A 25,228-nucleotide genomic window follows, 5' to 3' on the forward strand; every position below is an offset into this window, starting at 1 on the left:
ACAAAAAAGGATTGAAGTCAACCAGAATTTGTTATAAAGTAGTCTGAAAATAAAAACAAATGAGGTGACGACAATGCAATGGAAGCCTTTATTTGAACATGATGTACCAAACACCCTCCGTCCATAACGGAGAGTGATCTCCGTTTGTGGATATGGCGATCAATATATCCAGTAACGGAGGGGAAAAGATGAATGAAAAATATATAGGCGCCCTTTACCTAGCAATCGCTGCAAGTATTTGGGGCGGCATGTACGTTGTTGTCAAAGTAACAGTAGCGGTGGTTCCGCCGCTTGAGCTTGTATGGATGAGATATGCTGTAGCAGGAATTGTGCTGGTGTGCACCATATGGCGCTTGGGCTATTCCTTTCGATTAGATAAAAAAGATATCCCGCTTGTTGTAATGATCGGATTGATCGGAAATTTCCTATCAATTGTGACTCAAGAAATCGGCACCATGTATACATCTGCACAAATGGGGGCTGTGATTACATCTGCGACCCCTGCTTTTATGGTGCTGTTTGCGTTCTTCCTATTAAAAGAAGCCATGACTGTTAGAAAATGCGCGTCCATCCTGCTTGCTACAGCAGGTGTATGGCTCATGATTGGTCCAGTCGCAGTGCAAACAGATGAATTTATTGGCGGTCTCTCACTCGTCATCGCTGCTTTTACATGGGCGCTCATGTCTGTTTTGCTTAAAAGAGTTCCAGGAAAGTACCCTCAAGTGGTGACGACCACATATGCGATCATCATTGCATTCATTGTCTTAACACCACCTGCTTTATTTCGTTTACCTCACCTAGATGTGGAGCAGATGGCAAGACCGGAGATTTGGGGCGGTATTCTCTATCTAGGCATCATCTCAACAGCCCTTGCATTCTTTTTGTGGAATAGAGGGCTTCAATTGATGGATGCCTCGAGCGGCGGTCTGTTCTTTTTCTTTCAACCGATCGTAGGGGCAGCTCTTGGCTGGCTGCTTTTAGGTGAAGAGATGGGGATACGCTCATTCATTGGGATTCTATGTATCTTTGCAGGAGTCTATACTGTACTGCGCCAAAAAGAATAAAAAGAGATGTCCCTTATAAAAGGGGCATTTTCTTTAAAATGGATAGGGTAAGAGAGATAGAGATTGGAGGGAAGAAGAGTGATTCAATTTCCGCATTTGCAAAAAGGACAAACAATTGGCGTCACTGCACCTTCCTCAGGTGTACAGCCAACTTTACATGATATGTTTAAGCTTTCATGTGAAAGAATGAAAAATAGAGGCTATAATGTCATATGTGGAAAGACGGTCTGGCAGCAGACAAAGGCAAAATCTGCCCCTGCGATAGAACGAGCAAACGAACTTCAGTACATGATGACATGTGATGAGATTGATCACATCATCCCGCCATGGGGAGGACAGCTGCTTATGGAAGTGTTAGAGCACCTCGATTTCTCATCGATGAAGAAAAAGTGGATTCTTGGTTACTCAGATACGAGTGTACTTTTGCTGGCGTTGACATTGAAAACAGGCATTGCCACAGCGCATGGACCGAACTTAGTCGATCTAAGAGGAGAAGAGCTTGATCAAACGACTGCCATGTGGGAGCGAACACTTTCCGTAAAAGAGGAGACGGAGATAACCCAGTTTTCTTCATCTATGTATCAAAAGGAATGGCAGCATGACAATCCGAGTAAACATGTCTTTCATTTAACAGAACCTACCGCATGGCATACGGTTGATCAACAAGAAAAAATAGTAAAGGGAAGACTGATGGGTGGTTGCATTGATGTCATACGTCATTTAGCAGGGACACCTTATGGGGACGTCAAAACTTTTCAGAAAACATTCATAAAAGATGAACCAATTCTTTGGTATTTCGAAAACTGCGAATTAAATGCTGCAAGTGTGAAGAGATCGCTTGTTCAATTAAAACTAGCAGGGTGGTTTGATCACTGTTCAGGTATGTTGTTTGGGCGAAGTGCAGTAGATGTGCCTGTTGAAGGGTATCAGTATCAGGATGTATATGAAGAATTACAAAAGGAACTACAAATCCCCATTTTTTATGATATAGATTGTGGACATGTCCCGCCGCAAATGACTCTGATTAATGGGGCATATGCAGAAGTGCAGCTGCATCCTCGAGGAAAAGCCGTACTAAAGCAAACGTTTTTAGCATAAAAAAGGAAAGGGCGAACCCTTTCCTTCATATAACATTACATCCCTTTTGTTTCTTTACCTGCTTTTGGAACTTCCCAAGCTGACTCGCGGAATACTTTTTCCCATTTAGATACGACAATACAAGCAACGGCATGCCCTGGAACATTCACGCCTGTTCGTGCCATATCCATAATTCGGTCAACACCGGCTATAATGGCAACGCCTTCTGCTGGAAGACCGACTGCATGAGCGGTTGCCAAAAGAACAACGAGTGAACCGGATGGCACAGCTGCAATCCCTTTACTCGTTAACACAAGAACAAGCATCATCAAAAGCTGCTGTGACAGACTCATGTCGACACCAAACGCTTGTGCGAGGAATACGCAGGCAACTGATAAATATAAACTCGATCCATCACAATTGAGAGAAAGGCCAGATGGAATCACGAAGGAAACGATTCTTTTTGGACACCCGTATTTCTCCATTCGTTCCATCAATTGAGGAAGGACAGTTTCAGTACTCGTAGTAGAGAAGGCAACAAGGAACAAATCCCAAATCATTTTTAATACTTCGAAGTAGTTAAAACGGAAGATCAGTGCGACCAGAGGGAATAAAGCAAAGAGAATAATGAATAATCCTAAAAAAACAGTCCCGACAAGCATCATCATTGGGATTAATAAAACAATGCCATATTGGCCGACAGAAGCAGCCATTAATGCAAGAACCCCAATAGGTGCTGTTACCATCACCATCTGTGTGAGCTTAAACATGATTTGTGCCACTGATTCAAAGAAGGTGAGAACAGGAGCAGATGCTTTACCGATGCCGCTTGCCGCTACACCAAATAATATGGCGAAGAAAATAACAGCAAGTAAATCATTCTGAGCCATAACATCGACGATATTGGTTGGAATGATATCTAATACCATTTGTTTAAAGTCAACGACCTTCTCAGTATAACCATCTAATTCCCCAATATCTTTCTTAGCTAATTTAGAGAAATCGAGACCAACGCCAGGCTTTAGACCATTTGCCAATAATAGACCGATCCCAAGAACGATGGTTGTGATGACCTCAAACCAAATGATCGTCTTTAATCCAAGGCTGCCCATTTTCTTCATGCCGCCGCTGCCGGCTGCACCAATAACAATGGTAGAGAAAACGATTGGAACAACGATCATTTTAATCAGCCTGATGAATCCATCTCCAATTGGCCGCAGAGCCATTCCGAAGTCAGGGAAGAAATGGCCGATAAGAGCTCCTATCACCAAAGCGATCATGATCTGAAAAGCGATAAACTTTTTCATCATCTCCTACCTCCTTTAAATGCTTGGAAAAATATTAAGAATTTTCCAATAAATAAAAATTCTATGTGGCCATGTTTTGTCCTCCTTTGTATTTAGAAAGATTTTATTTAAGAATCATTGGAATTATGAAGAAAGAGAAGAAAATAGGGCTATTACATGTCTATTGATCTAAGAAAAAATCAATTTTAAAAAAACATGAAACTTTTTTAGAAAAATGTATTGACCCTTTTATGTGATCCATGGTATATTTTTATTCGTCGCTGATGACGTATTTGAAACACAGATGTTCACACGGATGCGGCAAACAAATTTCAAAAAGATGTTGACTTAATAAAAACGATATGTTAAGATAATTAAGTCGCCTGATTAAGCGCCCGTAGCTCAATTGGATAGAGCGTTTGACTACGGATCAAAAGGTTAGGGGTTCGACTCCTCTCGGGCGCGCCAATACAAACCACGCGGGTGTAGTTTAGTGGTAAAACCTCAGCCTTCCAAGCTGATGTCGTGAGTTCGATTCTCATCACCCGCTCCATTTTGAACATGATCTTTGAAAACTAAACAAGACAAAACGTACCTGTTAATTCAAGTTTTTATAAAAAATCCTATGATACTTCATAGGTAGTCAGTCAAACGCTGACGAGGCAGGAAATGATCACATGCTAAGTTCGCTACATCGTGTAGCAACGCATGTGTGATATGCATCCTGCATACCTCGGAGAGTTTGATCCTGGCTCAGGACGAACGCTGGCGGCGTGCCTAATACATGCAAGTCGAGCGGACAGAAGGGAGCTTGCTCCCGGATGTTAGCGGCGGACGGGTGAGTAACACGTGGGTAACCTGCCTGTAAGACTGGGATAACTCCGGGAAACCGGAGCTAATACCGGATAGTTCCTTGAACCGCATGGTTCAAGGATGAAAGACGGTTTCGGCTGTCACTTACAGATGGACCCGCGGCGCATTAGCTAGTTGGTGGGGTAATGGCTCACCAAGGCGACGATGCGTAGCCGACCTGAGAGGGTGATCGGCCACACTGGGACTGAGACACGGCCCAGACTCCTACGGGAGGCAGCAGTAGGGAATCTTCCGCAATGGACGAAAGTCTGACGGAGCAACGCCGCGTGAGTGATGAAGGTTTTCGGATCGTAAAGCTCTGTTGTTAGGGAAGAACAAGTGCGAGAGTAACTGCTCGCACCTTGACGGTACCTAACCAGAAAGCCACGGCTAACTACGTGCCAGCAGCCGCGGTAATACGTAGGTGGCAAGCGTTGTCCGGAATTATTGGGCGTAAAGGGCTCGCAGGCGGTTTCTTAAGTCTGATGTGAAAGCCCCCGGCTCAACCGGGGAGGGTCATTGGAAACTGGGAAACTTGAGTGCAGAAGAGGAGAGTGGAATTCCACGTGTAGCGGTGAAATGCGTAGAGATGTGGAGGAACACCAGTGGCGAAGGCGACTCTCTGGTCTGTAACTGACGCTGAGGAGCGAAAGCGTGGGGAGCGAACAGGATTAGATACCCTGGTAGTCCACGCCGTAAACGATGAGTGCTAAGTGTTAGGGGGTTTCCGCCCCTTAGTGCTGCAGCTAACGCATTAAGCACTCCGCCTGGGGAGTACGGTCGCAAGACTGAAACTCAAAGGAATTGACGGGGGCCCGCACAAGCGGTGGAGCATGTGGTTTAATTCGAAGCAACGCGAAGAACCTTACCAGGTCTTGACATCCTCTGACAACCCTAGAGATAGGGCTTTCCCTTCGGGGACAGAGTGACAGGTGGTGCATGGTTGTCGTCAGCTCGTGTCGTGAGATGTTGGGTTAAGTCCCGCAACGAGCGCAACCCTTGATCTTAGTTGCCAGCATTCAGTTGGGCACTCTAAGGTGACTGCCGGTGACAAACCGGAGGAAGGTGGGGATGACGTCAAATCATCATGCCCCTTATGACCTGGGCTACACACGTGCTACAATGGACAGAACAAAGGGCTGCAAGACCGCAAGGTTTAGCCAATCCCATAAATCTGTTCTCAGTTCGGATCGCAGTCTGCAACTCGACTGCGTGAAGCTGGAATCGCTAGTAATCGCGGATCAGCATGCCGCGGTGAATACGTTCCCGGGCCTTGTACACACCGCCCGTCACACCACGAGAGTTTGCAACACCCGAAGTCGGTGAGGTAACCTTTATGGAGCCAGCCGCCGAAGGTGGGGCAGATGATTGGGGTGAAGTCGTAACAAGGTAGCCGTATCGGAAGGTGCGGCTGGATCACCTCCTTTCTAAGGATATATGGAGCAGCGTACGTTTTCGTCTTGTTTAGTTTTGAAGGATCATTCCTTCAAAACATGTCTCTAGCGAGACAGGATTGTTCTTTGAAAACTAGATAACAATAAGTAATACATTCACATTGAATGCAATGCAAAGTTCATCACACATAGTGATTCTTTCTAAAGTAAGAAATGGTTAAGTTAGAAAGGGCGCACGGTGGATGCCTTGGCACTAGGAGCCGATGAAGGACGGGACGAACACCGATATGCTTCGGGGAGCTGTAAGCAAGCTTTGATCCGGAGATTTCCGAATGGGGAAACCCACTGCTCGTAATGGAGTAGTATCCATACTTGAATACATAGAGTATGAGAAGGCATACCCGGGGAACTGAAACATCTAAGTACCCGGAGGAAGAGAAAGCAAATGCGATTCCCTGAGTAGCGGCGAGCGAAACGGGAACAGCCCAAACCAAGAGGCTTGCCTCTTGGGGTTGTAGGACACTCTATACGGAGTTACAAAGGAACGATATAAGCGAAGAGGTCTGGAAAGGCCCGCCAAAGAAGGTAACAGCCCTGTAACTGAAATGTTGTTCTCTCCAGAGTGGATCCTGAGTACGGCGGAACACGTGAAATTCCGTCGGAATCCGGGAGGACCATCTCCCAAGGCTAAATACTCCCTAGTGACCGATAGTGAACCAGTACCGTGAGGGAAAGGTGAAAAGCACCCCGGAAGGGGAGTGAAATAGATCCTGAAACCGTGTGCCTACAAGTAGTCAGAGCCCGTTAACGGGTGATGGCGTGCCTTTTGTAGAATGAACCGGCGAGTTACGATCCCGTGCAAGGTTAAGCAGAAGATGCGGAGCCGCAGCGAAAGCGAGTCTGAATAGGGCGCATGAGTACGTGGTCGTAGACCCGAAACCAGGTGATCTACCCATGTCCAGGGTGAAGTTCAGGTAACACTGAATGGAGGCCCGAACCCACGCACGTTGAAAAGTGCGGGGATGAGGTGTGGGTAGGGGTGAAATGCCAATCGAACCTGGAGATAGCTGGTTCTCTCCGAAATAGCTTTAGGGCTAGCCTCAAGGTAAGAGTCTCGGAGGTAGAGCACTGATTGGACTAGGGGCCCCTACCGGGTTACCGAATTCAGTCAAACTCCGAATGCCGATGACTTATCCTTGGGAGTCAGACTGCGAGTGATAAGATCCGTAGTCGAAAGGGAAACAGCCCAGACCGCCAGCTAAGGTCCCAAAGTATACGTTAAGTGGAAAAGGATGTGGAGTTGCTTAGACAACCAGGATGTTGGCTTAGAAGCAGCCACCATTTAAAGAGTGCGTAATAGCTCACTGGTCGAGTGACTCTGCGCCGAAAATGTACCGGGGCTAAACGTATCACCGAAGCTGCGGACTGTTCTTACGAACAGTGGTAGGAGAGCGTTCTAAGGGCTGTGAAGCCAGACCGGAAGGACTGGTGGAGCGCTTAGAAGTGAGAATGCCGGTATGAGTAGCGAAAGACGGGTGAGAATCCCGTCCACCGAATGCCTAAGGTTTCCTGAGGAAGGCTCGTCCGCTCAGGGTTAGTCGGGACCTAAGCCGAGGCCGAAAGGCGTAGGCGATGGACAACAGGTTGATATTCCTGTACCACCTCCTCACCATTTGAGCAATGGGGGGACGCAGGAGGATAGGGTAAGCGCGGTATTGGATATCCGCGTCCAAGCAGTTAGGCTGGGAAATAGGCAAATCCGTTTCCCATAAAGGCTGAGCTGTGATGGCGAGCGAAATTTAGTAGCGAAGTTCCTGATTCCACACTGCCAAGAAAAGCCTCTAGCGAGGTGAGAGGTGCCCGTACCGCAAACCGACACAGGTAGGCGAGGAGAGAATCCTAAGGTGATCGAGAGAACTCTCGTTAAGGAACTCGGCAAAATGACCCCGTAACTTCGGGAGAAGGGGTGCTTCTTAGGGTGTTAAAGCCCCGAGAAGCCGCAGTGAATAGGCCCAGGCGACTGTTTAGCAAAAACACAGGTCTCTGCGAAGCCGTAAGGCGAAGTATAGGGGCTGACGCCTGCCCGGTGCTGGAAGGTTAAGAGGAGCGCTTAGCGTAAGCGAAGGTGCGAATTGAAGCCCCAGTAAACGGCGGCCGTAACTATAACGGTCCTAAGGTAGCGAAATTCCTTGTCGGGTAAGTTCCGACCCGCACGAAAGGCGCAACGATCTGGGCACTGTCTCAACGAGAGACTCGGTGAAATTATAGTACCTGTGAAGATGCAGGTTACCCGCGACAGGACGGAAAGACCCCGTGGAGCTTTACTGCAGCCTGATATTGAATGTTGGTACAGCTTGTACAGGATAGGTAGGAGCCTTGGAAACCGGAGCGCTAGCTTCGGTGGAGGCATCGGTGGGATACTACCCTGGCTGTATTGACCTTCTAACCCGCTGCCCTTATCGGGCAGGGAGACAGTGTCAGGTGGGCAGTTTGACTGGGGCGGTCGCCTCCTAAAATGTAACGGAGGCGCCCAAAGGTTCCCTCAGAATGGTTGGAAATCATTCGCAGAGTGTAAAGGCACAAGGGAGCTTGACTGCGAGACCTACAAGTCGAGCAGGGACGAAAGTCGGGCTTAGTGATCCGGTGGTTCCGCATGGAAGGGCCATCGCTCAACGGATAAAAGCTACCCCGGGGATAACAGGCTTATCTCCCCCAAGAGTCCACATCGACGGGGAGGTTTGGCACCTCGATGTCGGCTCATCGCATCCTGGGGCTGTAGTCGGTCCCAAGGGTTGGGCTGTTCGCCCATTAAAGCGGTACGCGAGCTGGGTTCAGAACGTCGTGAGACAGTTCGGTCCCTATCCGTCGCGGGCGCAGGAAATTTGAGAGGAGCTGTCCTTAGTACGAGAGGACCGGGATGGACGCACCGCTGGTGTACCAGTTGTTCTGCCAAGGGCATCGCTGGGTAGCTATGTGCGGACGGGATAAGTGCTGAAAGCATCTAAGCATGAAGCCCCCCTCAAGATGAGATTTCCCATTCCGCAAGGAAGTAAGATCCCTGAAAGATGATCAGGTTGATAGGTCTGAGGTGGAAGCGTGGTGACACGTGGAGCTGACAGATACTAATAGATCGAGGACTTAACCTATATTCTATTGTGAAGCATGAACATTGTTATCTAGTTTTGAGAGAACATTCTCTCCATCAGGTTTGGTGGCGATAGCGAAGAGGTCACACCCGTTCCCATACCGAACACGGAAGTTAAGCTCTTCAGCGCCGATGGTAGTTGGGGGTTTCTCCCTGTGAGAGTAGGACGCCGCCAAGCTTGTAATATTTATATCATCGCGGGGTGGAGCAGTTCGGTAGCTCGTCGGGCTCATAACCCGAAGGTCGCAGGTTCAAATCCTGCCCCCGCAACCAAAATGGTCCGGTAGTTCAGTTGGTTAGAATGCCTGCCTGTCACGCAGGAGGTCGCGGGTTCGAGTCCCGTCCGGACCGCCATTTTTATAACTTGTAAACGAAAACGTATAGTTTCGTTTTTTTTTATGTCTTTTTCTTTCTACAAGTACCCACGATGCAATGAAATGATTTGTGTTTGGCTACACTATATGAAAGAATAGATGGATTACTTCAACCCAGCCTGGTTTTTATACACCAGGCTTTCTTTATATCATTTTTAGTTGGAACTGAGACTTATATTCGCTACACTAATACTAACTGTGTTTGACATCATGTCTACTTAACCAATTGATTGCAAGAAGGGGCTGTCTTTTTATGGATGAATTTGATCTTATTCGCCGAATCACACCAAAAGATACATATCAGCGCTCTTTGATCATGGGCATCGGTGATGATGCAAGTGTTTATCAACCTCATTCACATTGTGAAGAGGTCGTTTGTGTTGATACAATGGTGGAGCATGTTCATTTTCGTTTTGACTTTTCCACACCTTATGAAGTTGGCTTTAAGGCACTGGCAGTCAATGTCAGTGATATTGCTGCAATGGGAGGCACCCCAAAGTATTATCTTGTTTCAATTGCGATCCCGCCTCATGGTGACGAAACAATTGTCACGGCTCTTTATGAGGGAATGAAAGCGTTGGCTGACACCTATCATATGGATTTGATTGGTGGAGATACAGTAGCCACCCGCAGTGACTTTGTCATTACCGTGACGGTCATTGGTGAGGTGTCAAAGGGAACGGCTTGTTATCGTCACAGTGCTCAAACTGGAGACGTCGTCTTTGTCACAGGTGAACTCGGTTCGTCGGCTGCTGGGTTATCAATCTTAATGAACGAAGCAGTCCCTTCTAAGGCGGTCGACGCTGATTTCTTTCTTAAGCGTCACAAAATGCCTCAGCCTCATATTGCTGCTGGTCACATTTGTTCAAGTTTCCCGCGGGTCACCTTGAATGATGTGAGTGATGGATTAGCGAGTGAGTTGAATGAGATAGCCGAAGCGAGCGGTGTGAGGATCGAGATAGAAGCTGATAAGCTTCCAATTCATCCAGATTTACAGGTGCTGCGCAAAGACTGGCATGAATGGGTGTTATTTGGGGGAGAAGACTTTGTTTTAACTGGTACGATACCAGAATCTGATTGGGAAAGCTTTGAATCTCAATGTCAAAAAGAAGGCATTCAGATCACACGTATTGGACAAGTCAAGGATGATCAAGCAGCTAGTGTTATGTTAAAAGACAATGATCAACAAACGATGTTAATGAAAAAAGGATATAATCATTTTAAGAAATGAGGTGACATCAACGGTGAAATTAACATGGACAACAAAAGGTGCGGATGAGACGAAACGAATTGCCACTGCTTTGGCCAAACTTGTGATGCCAGGCGATGTATTGACATTAGAAGGAGATTTAGGCGCAGGCAAAACCACTTTTTCAAAAGGTTTTGCGGAAGGCTTAGGAATTACCCGTATCGTCAACAGCCCCACCTTTACAATTATTAAAGAATATACTGATGGCAGACTGCCACTTTACCATATGGACGTGTACCGCATGGAAGATGCGGAAGAAGACATCGGACTCGAAGAATATTTTGAGGGTGAAGGTGTATGCTTGGTTGAATGGGCACATCTGATTGAACCTCAATTGCCTTCTTCCTATTTAAAAATTGAAATGCTGAGAACAGAACGTGAAGAAGAACGGCATCTCACGTTTGATGCAAAAGGGGAGCGTTATGAGTCCCTTTGTAAGGAGATGAAAGAATTTGACCATACTGGCCATTGATACATCAAACCATACACTAGGAATTGCTCTTGTAAGAGATCTCACTGTGATTGGCGAGAGCATTACGTATTTAAAAAAGAACCATTCCGTCCGAGCGATGCCCACTGTTGAAGCATTGATGAAAGAATGTGGTGTAGCACCAAGCGAACTAAGTAAAATCGTTGTGGCAAAAGGACCTGGATCTTACACTGGCGTCAGAATTGGTGTTACCATAGGAAAAACACTTGCGTGGACGCTGTCTATCCCGATATCGGCTGTTTCGAGTTTAGAAGCGCTTGCGGCAAATGGCCAATATTTTGATGGGTATATCTCACCTCTATTTGATGCGAGAAGAGGACAAGTTTATACTGGGCTATATACGTTTGAAAAAGGTAAGATCAAAGAGGTCGAACCAGATCAAAATATCCTGCTCACGGATTGGCTTCAAGAGCTGAAGCAGACAGGAAAGCCTGTTCTATTTCTTGGACAAGATGTGCACCTTCATGAAGAGAGCATTCGCTCCATTTTAGGAGAAACGGCTGTACTGGCAGAGGGGACATTTCATAACCCAAGACCTTCAGTGCTTGCATTTTTAGGTGCAGATCGTCCTGCTGAAGATGTTCATCAGCTTGTTCCTAACTATATTCGTTTGGCAGAAGCGGAAGTGAAATGGCTTGAAGGACAAAAATAACCTTAACATAGCAGAAATACGACAAATGACAGTAGCGGACATTCCAGAGGTGTATACGATTGAAGTGCATTCGTTTACAGCGCCTTGGAAAAAGGAATCGTTTGTCTATGAGATTCTTCATAACCAATACAGCCATTATTTCCTCATCGAAGAAGATCAGCAGCCTGTTGGATATTGCGGGGTCTGGATTGTCATGGACGATGCACAAATTACGAACATTGCGATTCTCCCTGAGCATAGAGGAAAAGGCTACGGGGAAGCATTGCTTCGATATGTCATGGAATTTTGCAAAGAAAAAAAGACAGATCATCTTTCTTTAGAGGTGCGGGTTTCGAATACACCAGCACAATCCCTCTATGAAAAGCTCGGTTTCAGACCAGCTTCTATTCGAAAGAATTATTATACGGATAATGGAGAAGATGCGTTAGTCATGTGGGTGAATATAAATGAGTGAACAAACAGATCGATTCATATTAGGAATAGAAACAAGCTGTGATGAAACAGCTGCGTCCATTGTGAAAAATGGAAAGAAAATCGTGGCGAATGTAGTGGCCTCGCAAATAGACAGTCATAAACGATTTGGCGGTGTTGTACCTGAAATTGCTTCGAGGCATCACGTGGAGCAAGTCACCATCGTATTAGAAGAAGTGATGACACAGGCGGGTATGAGCTTTAAGGATTTGGATGCGATTGCTGTTACGGAAGGACCTGGCCTCGTCGGTGCCCTGCTGATTGGCGTCAATGCAGCAAAGGCACTGAGCTTTGCCCATCAAATTCCTCTTGTTGGTGTTCATCATATTGCAGGGCATATTTATGCCAACCAGCTTGTTGATGAATTGGAGTTTCCATGTTTAGCTCTTGTTGTCTCTGGCGGACATACTGAGCTTGTTTTAATGAAGGAGCACGGATCTTTTGAGGTCATCGGAGAAACATTAGATGATGCAGCTGGAGAAGCCTACGATAAAGTGGCCCGGACGATGGGTCTCCCTTACCCAGGCGGACCTCATATTGATCGGTTAGCAAATGAAGGAGAGCCGACAATTAAACTTCCTCGTGCATGGCTTGAAGAAGGGTCTTATCACTTTAGCTTCAGTGGTTTAAAATCAGCTGTGATCAACACGTTACACAATGCGTCACAAAAGGGAGAAACGATTGCCCCAGAGAATTTAGCCGCAAGTTTTCAAGCAAGTGTCATTGAGGTGCTTGTTGGGAAAACATTGAAAGCAGCAGAAGCCTATGGTGTGAAGCAGGTTGTTCTAGCTGGAGGAGTCGCTGCCAATAAAGGACTAAGAGAAGCTTTAACATCAGCATTCACGAAACTGCCAGACGTGAAGGTTATTATTCCGCCATTATCACTTTGTACAGACAATGCAGCCATGATCGCTGCCGCTGGAACCATTGCGTTTGAAAAAGGAATCAGAGGCGATATGGCGATGAATGGCCAGCCAGGATTGCCGCTAGCCTCATATAAATAAAACTCCTGTGGATTACAGGGGTTTTTATTTTTCTATGAGAGCGATTTATTCACATGTAAACGCTAAATATCCACAATTGTTAGAAAATTTTGTTTTAAAGTGAAGAGGATGTGTATAAATACGACCTTTTTTGTGGATATGTGATTAAAACACTGTGGATAAAGTGGATAAGTCTAAAGTGTTTAAGAATAATCAAGAAGTTATTGTGGGTATCGTTGTGGATAATAAATTTTCATTGAAAGAAAAAAGAGTACCCTTTAGGGCACTCTTTAAGAATCTGACAGCTCTTCCCACTCCGCAAAAAGTGATTCTAACTCTTGATTGAGCGTATCATTTTCTGTTTGAATGGCTTGGACCTTCTCGTGATCTTGAAAAATATCAGGATCACATAACAGCTCTTCATTTTCACCGAGCTTGTCTTCAATGACAGCAATCCGTTTTTCAATTTCTTCAATCCTGCGCTGCTTTTGTCTTTCTTTCTTTTTCAGTTCTTTTTCTTCCGCATAAGAAAGCTTTGTTGTTTCTGCTGGCTGGGCAGTTTGTTTTTTAACCGGTTCATTTTCTTGAAGTGCCTTCAGCTCTAGTTGTTCATTTTTCTTTTCGAGGTAGTAGTCATAATCACCGAGATATTCTTTAGTTTCTGTAGGCGACAGCTCAAATACTTTCGTTGCCAGACGATTGATGAAATAACGATCATGCGAAACAAATAAGATGGTTCCTGGATAATCGATCAGTGCATTCTCTAAAATTTCCTTACTATCTAAGTCCAGATGGTTTGTAGGTTCATCGAGAATAAGGAAATTGGCTTTTTGAAGCATCAGCTTTGCCAGCGCAAGGCGTGCTTTTTCTCCACCGCTTAATGCATGGACAGGCTTTAAAACGTCATCCCCTGAAAAGAGGAAATTTCCTAAACATGTCCGAATTTCTTTTTCATTCATATGAGGATAATCATCCCAAAGCTCATTTAGCACTTTTTTCGAGGATGTCAGTTTGGCTTGCTCTTGGTCATAGTAGCCGATCGTGACATGAGATCCAAAAGTGATGTCGCCTTTTACTGGTGTTAATGTGTTCGTTAACGTTTTTAAAAGGGTTGATTTCCCGATCCCGTTAGGACCAATGAGTGCCACACTATCCTCGCGTTTAATCTGAAAAGAAAGAGAGGATAGGAGCGGTGTTTTTTCATCATAACTAATATCGAGATCATGTACCTTCAGTACATCATTGCCGCTTTGTCTCGTAATATCAAAATGAAAGTTTGCAGATTTTTCATCTCCTAAAGGCTTATCTAAACGATCCATCCGTTCGAGCTGTTTGCGTCTGCTTTGAGCGCGCTTTGTGGTGGAGGCTCTTGCCAGGTTACGGTCCACGAAATCCTGGAGCTTTGAGATCTCTTCTTGCTGCTTTTCGTATAGTTTCATATCCCGCTCGAGCTGCTCTGCTTTCAGATCCAGATACTTACTATAGTTCCCTGCAAACTTTTTCATCGAAGTTCTTGAGACTTCATAGACGTGGTTTACGACTTTGTCTAAGAAATAGCGGTCATGGGACACGATGAGAATGGCACCTGTATAATTTTGCAAATACTGCTCAAGCCATGATAAGGTATCAATATCTAAATGGTTGGTCGGCTCATCCAGAATTAAGAGTTCTGGTTTCATTAACAAGAGCTTTCCAAGTGCTAAACGGGTTTTCTGGCCGCCGCTTAAAGATTGGACGGTTGTCTCATCTTCAAAATGACTAAAGCCGAGTCCATGAAGAATGGAGCGGACATCTGCTTCATATTGATAGCCGCCTTGATCTTTAAATTCCTGCTGAAGCCTGTCATAGGTTTTCATAAGGGCTTCCAGCTCAGAACCTGTGGAAGAAGCCATTTTCTCCTCAATGGTTCTCATCTCTTGTTCCATCTCTTTTAAATGATCAAAAACCGATAATAATTCGTCTTTTAGCGTACGTGTAGACGTCACATCGGTATGCTGTGCTAAATAGCCGATCGATAGGTCTTTTGGTTTGATGATCTCACCTTGCTCGTAAGACATTTGACCGGCAATGATTTTCAAAAGCGTGGATTTGCCTGCGCCGTTACGACCTACAATGGCAATTCGATCCCTTGCTTTGACTTCCAATTTTATATTCGTTAAAACGGTATCAGCGCCAAACGATTTGGACAGCTGATTCACTTGTAGAATCATCATGTAACTTCACCTCTGCTATAATATGTTAAGTGTAGCTTATCAGCAGTAAACCGGCAAATGTTACATACAATCGCCATATTCAAATGAAAGACAGATAGGAAAAAATAGTGTATCATTTGAGTGAGGGAGCGTTGAAAGATGAGTCAATTTAGCCACTTTAACGAACAGGGGAGAGCAAAGATGGTCGACATTAGTGACAAATCGTCTACAGTGAGAACCGCCGTTGCTGTTTCAAGTGTTCGTATGATAAAAGAAGTGTTTCATAAAATACAACAGCATGAAATTGGAAAAGGGGATGTGCTGTCTGTTGCACAGGTTGCTGGCATCATGGCAGCAAAGCAAACATCTACCATCATTCCAATGTGTCATCCGCTTGCACTAAAAGGCGTGGATATCTCCTTTAATTGGGAGGAAGACGGAAATGCGCACATCCTGAACATACAAGTACAGGTGAAAACAAAAGGAAGTACGGGTGTGGAGATGGAAGCGCTCACTTCTGCTTCAGTATGTGCACTGACCGTTTACGATATGTGCAAAGCGATTGATAAAGGCATGATCATCGGTCCAACCTATCTAATTGAAAAGACAGGCGGGAAAAACGGTGATTTTCACAGAGCATCTGATATTTAAGTTGGAGGACCTTATATGAATATAGATCAGTCAAAAATTCCACAAGCGACAGCCAAACGTTTGCCGCTTTACTACCGTTTTTTAAAAAATTTGCATGCATCAGGAAAACAAAGGGTGTCATCAGCTGAGCTTAGTGATGCAGTCAAAGTGGATTCTGCTACCATTCGCCGAGATTTTTCTTACTTTGGTGCACTTGGGAAGAAAGGGTATGGCTATAATGTCGATTATCTCTTGACCTTCTTCAGAAAGACCCTTGACCAAGATGAAATGACCAATGTCATGCTCATCGGTGTCGGGAATTTAGGGACTGCTTTTTTACACTATAATTTCATAAAAAATAATAATACAAAAATTTCAATGGCTTTTGACGTCAATGAGAGTAAAATAGGAAGTGAGATAGGCGGCGTGCCTGTCTATGATTTGGATAAGCTTGAAGAGCATGTTCAAGAGGTAGGAGATATCCCTGTTGCAATTTTGACAGTACCTGCCGTAGCAGCTCAATCCATTACAGATCGTTTGATTGCCCTTGGCATCAAAGGAATCCTTAACTTTACGCCGGCTCGATTGAATGTGCCGGAACACATTCGAATTCATCATATAGATTTGGCGGTTGAACTTCAGTCTCTTGTGTATTTCTTAAAGCATTACTCTGTTACGCAGGAGGACTGACGAAAAGGGGTAAAGGGGGTGGAGCAAATGGGTCCGATCGGTCCTGGGAGTTTGATTCTGATTGCGATTGTAGCGCTCATTATTTTTGGGCCGAAAAAGCTTCCTGAATTAGGAAGAGCAGCAGGAGATACATTACGTGAATTCAAAAATGCCACAAAAGGCTTAGCTGATGATCAGGAAGAAAAAAAGAAAAAAGAAGATCAGTAGAATAGGATGAGCTTCATGAATGTCAAAGATATGCCGCTTATGGAGCATATTGTGGAACTGCGAAAACGCCTAGTGATCATTGCGATGTTTTTTGTCGCCTTTATGGTGGCTGGTTTTTTTCTCGCTAAGCCGGTCATTGTGTATTTACAAAATACCGATGAAGCGGCAACACTGACGCTGAATGCATTTAAACTTACAGATCCACTGTACGTGTTTATGCAGTTCGCATTTGTCATTGCTTTGGTTTTGACGTGTCCCGTTATTTTATATCAGCTGTGGGCGTTTGTGAGTCCTGGCTTATATGAGAAAGAAAGAAAGGTGACACTTGCTTACATTCCGATTGCACTGCTTTTATTTTTGAGCGGTGTGGCTTTCTCTTACTTTATTTTATTTCCGTTTGTCGTCGATTTTATGATGCGAATGTCGAATGATTTAAATGTAGAGCAAGTCATTGGGATTCATGAGTATTTTACATTTCTAATGCAGCTAACACTTCCATTTGGCTTTTTGTTTCAGATGCCCGTCGTGTTGATGTTTCTCACAAGACTCGGCATCATCACACCGATGTTTTTATCAAAAATACGGAAGTATGCCTATTTTGTCCTCCTTGTCATTGCCGCACTCATTACACCGCCAGAGCTTGTTTCTCACCTCATGGTCACCTTGCCAATGCTCGTTTTATACGAAGTGAGCATTATCATTTCAAGAGTGACCTACCGCAAAATGCAGCAAACAGAGGAGAAAGAAAAACATTATGTTTCATAAAAAAGCATCATGATCCAATAAGGGATCACGATGCTTTTTCTATTGTGTAAGAAATTGATTGATCGTGTGAAAGAGGTGCTCATAATAGGCAGGCTCATGCGGGACAAAATTATGAATACCCACTTCGATGCTTTCCTCACGTCGTTCTCCGTTTGCATCAACTATAAAGCCCTCGATACGAATTCTTTCACATGATCCTGTTAAAAGCTGCTGTGCATCAAGCAGCTTTGCTCTGTACAGACCAGCGACTTCTTCTTTCTGTAGATGAACTTCCATGTGCTTTTCTTCATTCATATAAAGATACACATGACAGAACTCACGGTCGATGAAAGAAGGCAGGTGAATTTCATCTTTTATGATTCCTGTATAAGTAAGGTCCTCAAAAAGGATAGAAAGACCAAGTTCTTCTTCTACCTCTCTTAAGCCATCAGAAGGCTGTTCATCTGCGAGAAGGTGACCTGCTGCGGTGATATCAAACAGTGAAGGAAAATCCTTTTTTGCAGGACTCCTTAGCTGAAAATAGAGATACACGGTGCCAAGCTCCTTTTTAAGAAGCCAGAAATGAAATGTTTCATGCCAAAGACCTTGGGCGTGGACATCTGAACGAGCGGCAGCTCCAATGGTTTCATGCTGATCATTGAAGAAACGAAGTTTTTCATGTTCCATGAAGTTACATCCTCCATAAAAAAACCATTTTCCAAACGCGGAAAATGGTTTTTGATTTATTTTTGCTGCTGTTTTTTGAGTTTGACAGAGAAGGCAAACATTTTAAGCGCGATATTGATATTATAGGCCGCAAACACCATCAGCAAAATGCTGTAAAATGACCACATGTCACCTGGATTTTGAATGGCCATATAGGTGAAAGCCACACCTACGGCAAAATAAATGATGCCCCATACGACTGGGTTTCTCATGAGAAAAAGCCTCCAATAATCATTTGCATGGTTTGAGATTGTTCTTCAATCATTTTTTTCACTGGCTCAATCTGCACAAGAACGACAAGTGAGTTCATCAGCATATGAGCGCCGATTGGGACAATGATTCGTTTTGTTTTCGCATATAAAAAGGCAAAGGTAAAGCCCATTGCGGTATAGAGCAAGATATGGGGAAAATCATAATGTACAGCAGCGAAAACCACTGAACTGGCAAGTGCTCCAATGAAGAAATTCGTTTTTTCATAAATCACACCAAAGATGATTTTACGGAAAATGATTTCCTCTAATATCGGTCCAATCAGGGCGATGACGATCACAAGCCAAGGAACGGCATCCATAATGGATAAAATGTTTTGGGTATTTTCAGATTCTCGTCCAATGCCAAATGCATATTGTTCAATCGCCCCCGCAATTGATTGTGCAAAGAGAGAAAGAAAGAAACCGCCAATGATCCATGCGATAGCAGAACCGATTGAAGCTGGCGCTTCATTTCGCAGTGAAGCTTTTGGGACGGTTCGAAGGATGAGCAGAATAATGATCAATCCGATACAGAAACTGATGATTGTCCACGTTCCTGATAATTTTGAAAGCTCTGTTTGAGTCATCGGTGATTGAATGAATCCCAGCCATTTCATTATGAGAAAATAAGGAAACGCAGATACCTGTACCAATATATACGTTAAGATGATGTACCAATATTGTTTTTTCAAGTAACGAAAACCCCTTTACTAAAAGAACTAAATTTATTGTAACACAAGTCTTCTTTTACGATGAAAAGGAAAGAATCTGAGATTCAAAAAGATCGTGAAAGCGTAAAAATTTTTAAAGGTTTTCACTTGAAATTGCAGAAGACATTCTTTATTATAATAAATGTGTTAGCACTCACTGGTGATGAGTGCTAAAAAAGACTACATATAAAAATTGAGGAGGTTGTTTCTTATGTTAAAGCCATTAGGCGATCGCGTAATCATTGAACTCGTTGAATCTGAGGAAAAAACCGCTAGCGGTATTGTGTTACCGGATTCTGCAAAAGAAAAACCGCAAGAAGGTAAAATTGTTGCAGCAGGTTCAGGGCGTGTACTTGAAAGTGGTGAGCGCGTTGCGTTAGAAGTAAGCACAGGCGACCGCATTATCTTCTCAAAATATGCAGGCACTGAAGTGAAATATGAAGGAAAAGAATATTTAATCCTTCGTGAGAGCGACATTTTAGCTGTTATTGGTTAATCACATAAAAAAGCATTGAGATATATTTTTAAAAAGACTGAGGAGGTTTCGTTATTATGGCAAAAGATATTAAGTTCAGTGAAGAAGCACGTCGTGCGATGTTACGTGGTGTAGATGCACTTGCAGATGCTGTGAAAGTAACTTTAGGACCAAAAGGACGTAACGTGGTTCTTGAGAAAAAATTCGGTTCTCCACTTATCACAAATGATGGTGTAACGATTGCAAAAGAAATCGAATTAGAAGATGCATTTGAAAACATGGGTGCAAAACTTGTTGCTGAAGTTGCAAGCAAAACAAACGACGTAGCTGGTGACGGTACAACGACTGCAACAGTTCTAGCTCAAGCGATGATCCGTGAAGGTCTTAAAAACGTAACAGCTGGTGCAAACCCTGTTGGCGTTCGTAAAGGGATCGAAGAAGCAGTAAAAGTAGCACTTGAAGGCTTGCACGAGATTTCTAAACCAATCGAAGGTAAAGAATCAATTGCTCAAGTTGCGGCTATTTCTGCAGCAGACGAAGAAGTCGGCAGCCTAATCGCTGAAGCGATGGAGCGCGTTGGCAACGACGGAGTTATCACAATTGAAGAATCTAAAGGTTTCACAACTGAGCTAGAAGTGGTTGAAGGTATGCAGTTTGACCGCGGATATGCTTCTCCATACATGGTGACAGATTCTGATAAGATGGAAGCAGTTCTTGAAAATCCTTACATCTTAATCACAGATAAAAAGATCACAAACATTCAAGAAATCCTTCCTGTACTTGAGCAAGTTGTACAACAAGGAAAACCATTATTGCTTATTGCTGAAGATGTAGAAGGCGAAGCACTTGCAACTCTTGTTGTGAACAAACTTCGTGGTACATTCAACGCAGTAGCAGTAAAAGCACCTGGATTCGGTGATCGTCGTAAAGCAATGCTTGAAGACATCTCTGTTCTAACTGGCGGAGAATTAATCACAGAAGATCTAGGACTTGACCTGAAATCAACTGAAATCGGTCAGCTTGGTCGCGCGTCTAAAGTCGTTGTGACAAAAGAAAACACAACAATCGTTGAAGGTTCAGGAGATTCTGCTCAAATTGCAGCACGTGTGAACCAAATCCGTGCACAAGTAGAAGAAACAACTTCTGAATTCGATAAAGAAAAATTACAAGAACGTCTTGCAAAACTAGCTGGCGGCGTCGCTGTCATCAAAGTTGGTGCTGCAACTGAAACAGAACTAAAAGAGCGTAAACTACGCATCGAGGATGCACTGAACTCAACTCGTGCAGCAGTTGAAGAAGGTATCGTATCCGGTGGTGGTACAGCACTTGTAAATGTATACAACAAAGTCGCTTCAATTGAAGCTGATGGTGACGTTCAAACAGGTGTAAACATCGTTCTACGTTCTCTTGAAGAGCCAATTCGTCAAATTGCTCACAACGCTGGTCTTGAAGGATCCGTTATCGTTGAGCGCTTGAAAAACGAAGAAATTGGCGTAGGCTTCAACGCAGCAACAAACGAATGGGTAAACATGATCGAAAAAGGAATCGTTGACCCAACAAAAGTAACTCGCTCTGCACTTCAAAACGCAGCTTCTGTAGCAGCAATGCTTCTAACAACTGAAGCAGTCGTAGCTGACAAACCAGAAGAAGGCGGCTCAGGCGGCGGAATGCCGGATATGGGCGGCATGGGTGGAATGGGCGGAATGATGTAATCATGCTTCCTGAATCCCATTAAAATTGGGATTAGACCTATATTATTCTTAAGGTAACCAGGATAACGAAAGAGTAACATTAACTTCAATACAGGTCTAAATTAGAGGTTTTCCATAAGTTCTTTGAACTTTTGGGAAGCCTCTTTTTCATTTTTTTGTGACTTGTAAATAAACATTTCTTTATGACTAATGTCTTTTTGATTTATTGGATTCAGTATAATAAGTGGGAGTTATTTTGTTTCTAAAAGAGAAAAATTCATGTTGAGGTTTATGGAGAAAAACTGGTATGATGATTATATTATTCTGATTGAGGTGATTGATGTGGCAGCGTTTAATGAGTGTTTAGGGTCTGTTATACGTTTTTATAGAGAATCAAAAGGGCTAACGCTGAGAGAATTGGCTGGAGATTTAGCTGTTCCTTTTACATCTCTTTCAAAGATGGAAAGTGGAGATCAGAAAATAGACAGTGAATTTCTGGTGAAGGTAGCTGACTATTTTGGAGTATCAATTGATACAATGCTTAATCGCTCATTGGAAGATACAGAAAAAAACACCTACCAAAGAGAAGGTGAGCTAAGCATTCGAGAGGCACTAAAATATATACTCGATAATTACCAAGAAGCAAGATCTGAATCGTTCAAGAATCATGAAATGGGTAACCATGTACGGAATATCATTAAGAACACGATTGCTAACGAGGCAGAATTAGATGAAAATCAATTCTTTATAGTGGGTTCAGTTGGACAAGGACAATGGGCGGAAATACCATGGATTTCAATATTTATTAGAGATATCACCTCAACAGCTAAAAGAGGTTATTACATTGTTTACTTGTTCAAAGCAGATATGAGCGGTGTATATATATCCTTGAACCAAGGATGGACTTATTTTAAGAACAAGTATGGTACTAAATGGGGTCGTGAAAAAATACGGTCGACTGCAAATATCATTAAGAAAAAATTAAATATTGCACCAGTTAATATGACTGCAACAGCAATTACTTTAGGAGGACGAGGGGACCTAGCGCAAGGTTACGAAAATGGCCATATTTTCGGGCGTCTATATAGTGCAAATAATTTGCCTAGTTCAAAGGAACTTATCAGTGACCTTAAAGAATTGCTGACTTCTTACAAAGAAATTGAATATATGATGGGGGAAAGATCTGTAGATCAATTTAATGACTATTTGTTGTTAAGTGATGATGGTCACTATTTAGAAGAGGACCAATATCAAGAAGAGGATTTTCAAGATAGTGTGCAGTCAACCCTTGATAAAAAGGTAAAGGAAGCAGAAAAGAATTCAATGGCAGAATTGGAGACTGAGGATATTCCTTTGCCAAAACCAAATCCTGTTTTTGATAAATCAAGAAAGGAACGTTGGCCAAGAGATGCTCAAGTTGCAGCAAGAGCGCTTCGTTTATCCGAATATAAGTGTGCCTTCGATGATTCGCATACTTCATTTACTTCGAAAGTTACTGGGAAAAGATATTTGGAAATGCATCATCTAGTGCCAATGAAGTATCAGGGAGAGTTTGATGTAAATTTGGATAGGGAATCGCAACTTTTAGCCTTATGTCCTACGTGTCATCGTCAGATTCATCATGGTACAGATGAAGAAAAAGAGAACATACTAAGAAAGCTATTTTATGAACGACGTGAGAAATTAGAGGCAATAGGTATTGAGATAGGTTTTAAAGAACTACGTAAAATGTATGGTATCGGGAACTAAGTATAGGCGGAGAGGAGTTTATAATAATGGAAAATTTGAAAAAAGCTGTATTGCATTTTCGGAATGAGAGAGATTGGGGGAAGTTTCACAATGCAAAGGATTTAGTAATTTCCTTAAACCTAGAAGCAGCAGAATTACTTGAAAATTTCCAATGGAAGTCCAGCGTAGAAGCAACTGAAACTAAAATCGAGGAAATCAGAGAAGAAGTTGCTGATGTCATGATATATTTGCTCCTCCTATGTGACAGGTTGGATATTGATTTAGAAGATGCAGTTCATTCGAAATTAAAAATGAATGCGAAAAAATATCCAGTGGAAAAATCCTTCGGGAGAAAAACAAAATATAACGAATTGTAGGAGAGATTTGTTACATTTTTAAACAGAGTACGCAGCAATGTTATTCAAGAAGTTAATTATGAAAGTGAGTCGTTGATCCTGATGTTATTCCCGACAAAATTATCTTCATTTGAAGTGGTTAAGAAATCACGCAAGGAATTTGAACAAATTGATTTTAAAGACTTTGATATAGATACTGTGCCAGTGGTTTATATTCAACGTGATAAGAAAAATCTATATGTAGGAAAGTCTACAGACATATACGGTCGCTTTTCTGCACATTTAAAAGATATTAGTAAAACATTTACTGAGATCATTATTATTAAAAGTGAACTGTTTAACGAAAGCTCAATTAAACACATCGAAACTCTTTTAATCGATTATTTATTAGCTGATGGTAAGTTTAATCTACTTAACAAAATTAAAGGGCAGAATATTCATTCTTACAACGGCATTGAAGATGTAAATAACATGTTCGTGAAAATTTGGGATAAGCTTATTCAAGAAGGAATTGCTAGTGAACAGCTAAAGGAAATTCATAATAAATTTATCTATAAATACTCACCCTTTAAGGTGCTCTCAGCTAATCAAATTGAAGTCTGCCAAGACATCATAGAAGCAATGCTTACTACATCAGAAAGTCGACATCTGATTACCGGAGATCCAGGCACAGGTAAAACAATAGTATTGACGAATATTTTATATGCACTCATTTATGACCAAACAACTGGTAAGGATCGTGAAGATCTAGATCGTGAAGATGTGGCACTTGTGATTCCTCAAAACCATTCATTAGGTTTATATAAAGACTTAATTCGAAAAGTTGGTTTGCATGGTATTACCGTACTATCGCCTTCACAATTTATTAAAAAGGCAAAAGGTAAAGATGATAAATATAAATATGTTTTTGTAGATGAAGCGCATCGTCTAAAGCAATATTTCGGTAAGCAAGCTCGAGATTTGAAACATTTGATCACTGCTGATGGTCATAAAACGGAGTTAGAATTGATTTCAGACTATTCATATCATTTAACGGTTGTGTATGATCAGTATCAAACTATTCGACCAGCGGATATAGATACCGCTCGCTTTAAACAAATGACAGCTGATTATAAAAATTATATTTTACGTAAACAGTTTCGTTTGAAGTCTGGAGATCAATATTTAGCATGGTTGCGTAAATATCTACAGATTGCTAATGATGTCGGTGTTTATGAAAAAGGGTTGCTGAAGGGCTATGACTTTAAGGTAATGGACTCCATTTCAGAATTGTACGCAGCAGTAAAGAAACTGAATAATGAACATGAACTGTGTCGTGTTGTTGCAGGTTACTCTTGGAAATGGGCTACACAGAAGGATAAGAATCTACATGATATTACAGATCCTACTACAGGTGAAGGATTTAAATGGAATTCCAAAACAAAAGGTTGGATTAATCAAGAAAATAGCGTAGAGGAGATAGGTTGTATTCATACAACCCAAGGTGCAGATCTGAATTATGTTGGAGTTATTTTGGGGGAGGAAATTGATTGCGATTATGCTGGCGAAGAAGATGGGGGCTATGATTTAAACAAAGCAAAAATTATAGTCAATCCGGAAAAGTATAAGGATCGAAATGGTCTCCCAATTAAAGGTACTGACTTAAATAACGAGGAATTAAAATCTTATATAAAACGCATCTATTATGTGTTGTTATCACGTGGTATAAACGGTTGTTATGTATTCGCAACAAACCCAAATATGCATAAGTACCTGCAGGAGGTTGTTAGGAAAAGCCAATAAAGTTAGCTA

The 25,228-nt window shown here is 42.8% G+C and carries 21 protein-coding genes, 4 tRNA genes and 3 rRNA genes; 23 read left to right on the forward strand and 5 right to left on the reverse strand.

What is annotated here, in order from left to right; all coding sequences use genetic code 11:
• Positions 1 to 188: 188 nt before the first annotated feature.
• Together NST59_RS02895 and NST59_RS02900 are read left to right on the forward strand one after the other, a co-directional pair.
• On the forward strand, positions 189 to 1,064 hold the full coding sequence (locus NST59_RS02895) for a DMT family transporter (protein ID WP_047204131.1): 876 nt from the start codon (positions 189 to 191) through the stop codon (positions 1,062 to 1,064).
• 78 nt (positions 1,065 to 1,142) lie between these two features.
• Positions 1,143 to 2,162 carry a S66 family peptidase gene (locus NST59_RS02900; RefSeq protein WP_144490950.1) on the forward strand — a complete coding sequence of 340 codons (1,020 nt, stop codon included), beginning with the start codon at positions 1,143 to 1,145 and terminating at the stop codon, positions 2,160 to 2,162.
• A gap of 35 nt (positions 2,163 to 2,197) precedes the next feature.
• Here NST59_RS02900 and gltP read toward each other — a convergent pair whose 3' ends face one another.
• Positions 2,198 to 3,448, reverse strand: a complete 1,251-nt coding sequence (gltP, locus tag NST59_RS02905) for a glutamate-aspartate/proton symporter GltP (RefSeq protein WP_341040019.1) — start codon at positions 3,446 to 3,448, stop codon at positions 2,198 to 2,200.
• Between the two features lie 370 nt (positions 3,449 to 3,818).
• Between gltP and NST59_RS02910 the strand changes: the two genes are divergently transcribed.
• The 12 genes from NST59_RS02910 (at position 3,819) to tsaD (ending at position 13,058) form a co-directional block, all read left to right on the forward strand.
• Positions 3,819 to 3,895 (forward strand) — tRNA-Arg (locus NST59_RS02910).
• An 11-nt stretch (positions 3,896 to 3,906) separates the two neighbouring features.
• Positions 3,907 to 3,980 (forward strand) — tRNA-Gly (locus tag NST59_RS02915).
• A 177-nt stretch (positions 3,981 to 4,157) separates the two neighbouring features.
• Positions 4,158 to 5,706 (forward strand): 16S ribosomal RNA (locus tag NST59_RS02920).
• A gap of 182 nt (positions 5,707 to 5,888) precedes the next feature.
• Positions 5,889 to 8,819, forward strand: a 23S ribosomal RNA gene (locus tag NST59_RS02925).
• Between the two features lie 61 nt (positions 8,820 to 8,880).
• A 5S ribosomal RNA gene (rrf, locus tag NST59_RS02930) occupies positions 8,881 to 8,996 on the forward strand.
• The 16S, 23S and 5S rRNA genes sit together here with 4 tRNA genes alongside, the layout of an rRNA operon.
• Positions 8,997 to 9,014: 18 nt before the next feature.
• Positions 9,015 to 9,091, forward strand: a tRNA-Met gene (locus tag NST59_RS02935).
• Between the two features lie 4 nt (positions 9,092 to 9,095).
• Positions 9,096 to 9,172 (forward strand) — tRNA-Asp (locus tag NST59_RS02940).
• 273 nt (positions 9,173 to 9,445) lie between these two features.
• Positions 9,446 to 10,423 (forward strand): thiamine-phosphate kinase, encoded by a 978-nt coding sequence (gene thiL / locus NST59_RS02945; protein ID WP_341040021.1) that lies wholly within the window; start codon positions 9,446 to 9,448, stop codon positions 10,421 to 10,423.
• Between the two features lie 13 nt (positions 10,424 to 10,436).
• Complete coding sequence (tsaE, locus tag NST59_RS02950; RefSeq protein WP_064497654.1) at positions 10,437 to 10,913, forward strand: tRNA (adenosine(37)-N6)-threonylcarbamoyltransferase complex ATPase subunit type 1 TsaE; 477 nt, start codon at positions 10,437 to 10,439, stop codon at positions 10,911 to 10,913.
• Positions 10,894 to 11,583 carry a tRNA (adenosine(37)-N6)-threonylcarbamoyltransferase complex dimerization subunit type 1 TsaB gene (tsaB, locus tag NST59_RS02955; protein WP_064497655.1) on the forward strand — a complete coding sequence of 230 codons (690 nt, stop codon included), beginning with the start codon at positions 10,894 to 10,896 and terminating at the stop codon, positions 11,581 to 11,583. Before tsaE ends, tsaB begins: the two co-directional genes overlap by 20 nt.
• Positions 11,584 to 11,608: 25 nt before the next feature.
• Positions 11,609 to 12,037 (forward strand): ribosomal protein S18-alanine N-acetyltransferase, encoded by a 429-nt coding sequence (rimI, locus tag NST59_RS02960; protein ID WP_047202836.1) that lies wholly within the window; start codon positions 11,609 to 11,611, stop codon positions 12,035 to 12,037.
• Entirely contained in the window at positions 12,030 to 13,058 is a 1,029-nt protein-coding gene (gene tsaD / locus NST59_RS02965) for a tRNA (adenosine(37)-N6)-threonylcarbamoyltransferase complex transferase subunit TsaD (protein ID WP_341040026.1), read from the forward strand. Before rimI ends, tsaD begins: the two co-directional genes overlap by 8 nt.
• Before the next feature lie 269 nt (positions 13,059 to 13,327).
• Here tsaD and NST59_RS02970 read toward each other — a convergent pair whose 3' ends face one another.
• Positions 13,328 to 15,250, reverse strand: coding sequence for an ABC-F family ATP-binding cassette domain-containing protein (locus NST59_RS02970; protein WP_106025833.1), 1,923 nt, complete (start codon positions 15,248 to 15,250; stop codon positions 13,328 to 13,330).
• Positions 15,251 to 15,388: 138 nt separating this feature from the next.
• On the opposite strand from NST59_RS02970, the gene moaC reads away from it, so the two are divergent.
• The 4 genes from moaC to tatC are packed head-to-tail and all read left to right on the forward strand — an operon-like array spanning position 15,389 to position 17,521.
• On the forward strand, positions 15,389 to 15,880 hold the full coding sequence (moaC, locus tag NST59_RS02975; RefSeq protein WP_039176857.1) for a cyclic pyranopterin monophosphate synthase MoaC: 492 nt from the start codon (positions 15,389 to 15,391) through the stop codon (positions 15,878 to 15,880).
• A 15-nt stretch (positions 15,881 to 15,895) separates the two neighbouring features.
• Complete coding sequence (locus NST59_RS02980) at positions 15,896 to 16,549, forward strand: redox-sensing transcriptional repressor Rex (RefSeq protein ID WP_008355687.1); 654 nt, start codon at positions 15,896 to 15,898, stop codon at positions 16,547 to 16,549.
• 27 nt (positions 16,550 to 16,576) lie between these two features.
• Positions 16,577 to 16,756, forward strand: coding sequence for a twin-arginine translocase TatA/TatE family subunit (locus tag NST59_RS02985; RefSeq protein ID WP_008355689.1), 180 nt, complete (start codon positions 16,577 to 16,579; stop codon positions 16,754 to 16,756).
• Positions 16,757 to 16,762: 6 nt separating this feature from the next.
• Entirely contained in the window at positions 16,763 to 17,521 is a 759-nt protein-coding gene (tatC, locus tag NST59_RS02990) for a twin-arginine translocase subunit TatC (protein WP_098676753.1), read from the forward strand.
• A 39-nt stretch (positions 17,522 to 17,560) separates the two neighbouring features.
• On the opposite strand, the gene NST59_RS02995 is transcribed toward tatC, so the two are convergent.
• The 3 genes from NST59_RS02995 to NST59_RS03005 are packed head-to-tail and all read right to left on the reverse strand — an operon-like array spanning position 17,561 to position 19,169.
• Entirely contained in the window at positions 17,561 to 18,187 is a 627-nt protein-coding gene (locus NST59_RS02995) for an NUDIX hydrolase (protein ID WP_260775383.1), read from the reverse strand.
• Positions 18,188 to 18,243: 56 nt separating this feature from the next.
• Entirely contained in the window at positions 18,244 to 18,438 is a 195-nt protein-coding gene (locus NST59_RS03000) for a YdiK family protein (protein ID WP_003213897.1), read from the reverse strand.
• Positions 18,435 to 19,169 (reverse strand): CPBP family intramembrane glutamic endopeptidase, encoded by a 735-nt coding sequence (locus NST59_RS03005; protein ID WP_058837872.1) that lies wholly within the window; start codon positions 19,167 to 19,169, stop codon positions 18,435 to 18,437. The genes NST59_RS03000 and NST59_RS03005 overlap by 4 nt, the downstream gene beginning before the upstream one ends.
• Before the next feature lie 229 nt (positions 19,170 to 19,398).
• Between NST59_RS03005 and groES the strand changes: the two genes are divergently transcribed.
• The 5 genes from groES to NST59_RS03030 all read left to right on the forward strand — a co-directional run bounded on the left by groES (position 19,399) and on the right by NST59_RS03030 (position 25,219).
• Entirely contained in the window at positions 19,399 to 19,683 is a 285-nt protein-coding gene (gene groES / locus NST59_RS03010; RefSeq protein WP_024426730.1) for a co-chaperone GroES, read from the forward strand.
• A gap of 56 nt (positions 19,684 to 19,739) precedes the next feature.
• Positions 19,740 to 21,374, forward strand: a complete 1,635-nt coding sequence (gene groL / locus NST59_RS03015; protein WP_024424467.1) for a chaperonin GroEL — start codon at positions 19,740 to 19,742, stop codon at positions 21,372 to 21,374.
• A gap of 258 nt (positions 21,375 to 21,632) precedes the next feature.
• A complete protein-coding gene (locus NST59_RS03020) occupies positions 21,633 to 23,102 on the forward strand; it encodes an MrcB family domain-containing protein (protein ID WP_341040033.1) in 1,470 nt (489 codons plus the stop codon).
• Between the two features lie 26 nt (positions 23,103 to 23,128).
• Positions 23,129 to 23,458, forward strand: coding sequence for a nucleotide pyrophosphohydrolase (locus NST59_RS03025; RefSeq protein ID WP_047202830.1), 330 nt, complete (start codon positions 23,129 to 23,131; stop codon positions 23,456 to 23,458).
• Between the two features lie 81 nt (positions 23,459 to 23,539).
• Entirely contained in the window at positions 23,540 to 25,219 is a 1,680-nt protein-coding gene (locus NST59_RS03030; protein WP_260627228.1) for a DUF2075 domain-containing protein, read from the forward strand.
• Positions 25,220 to 25,228: the final 9 nt, after the last annotated feature.

Source organism: Bacillus sp. FSL R5-0439 (genome assembly GCF_038008805.1).
Classification (GTDB): domain Bacteria; phylum Bacillota; class Bacilli; order Bacillales; family Bacillaceae; genus Bacillus; species Bacillus safensis.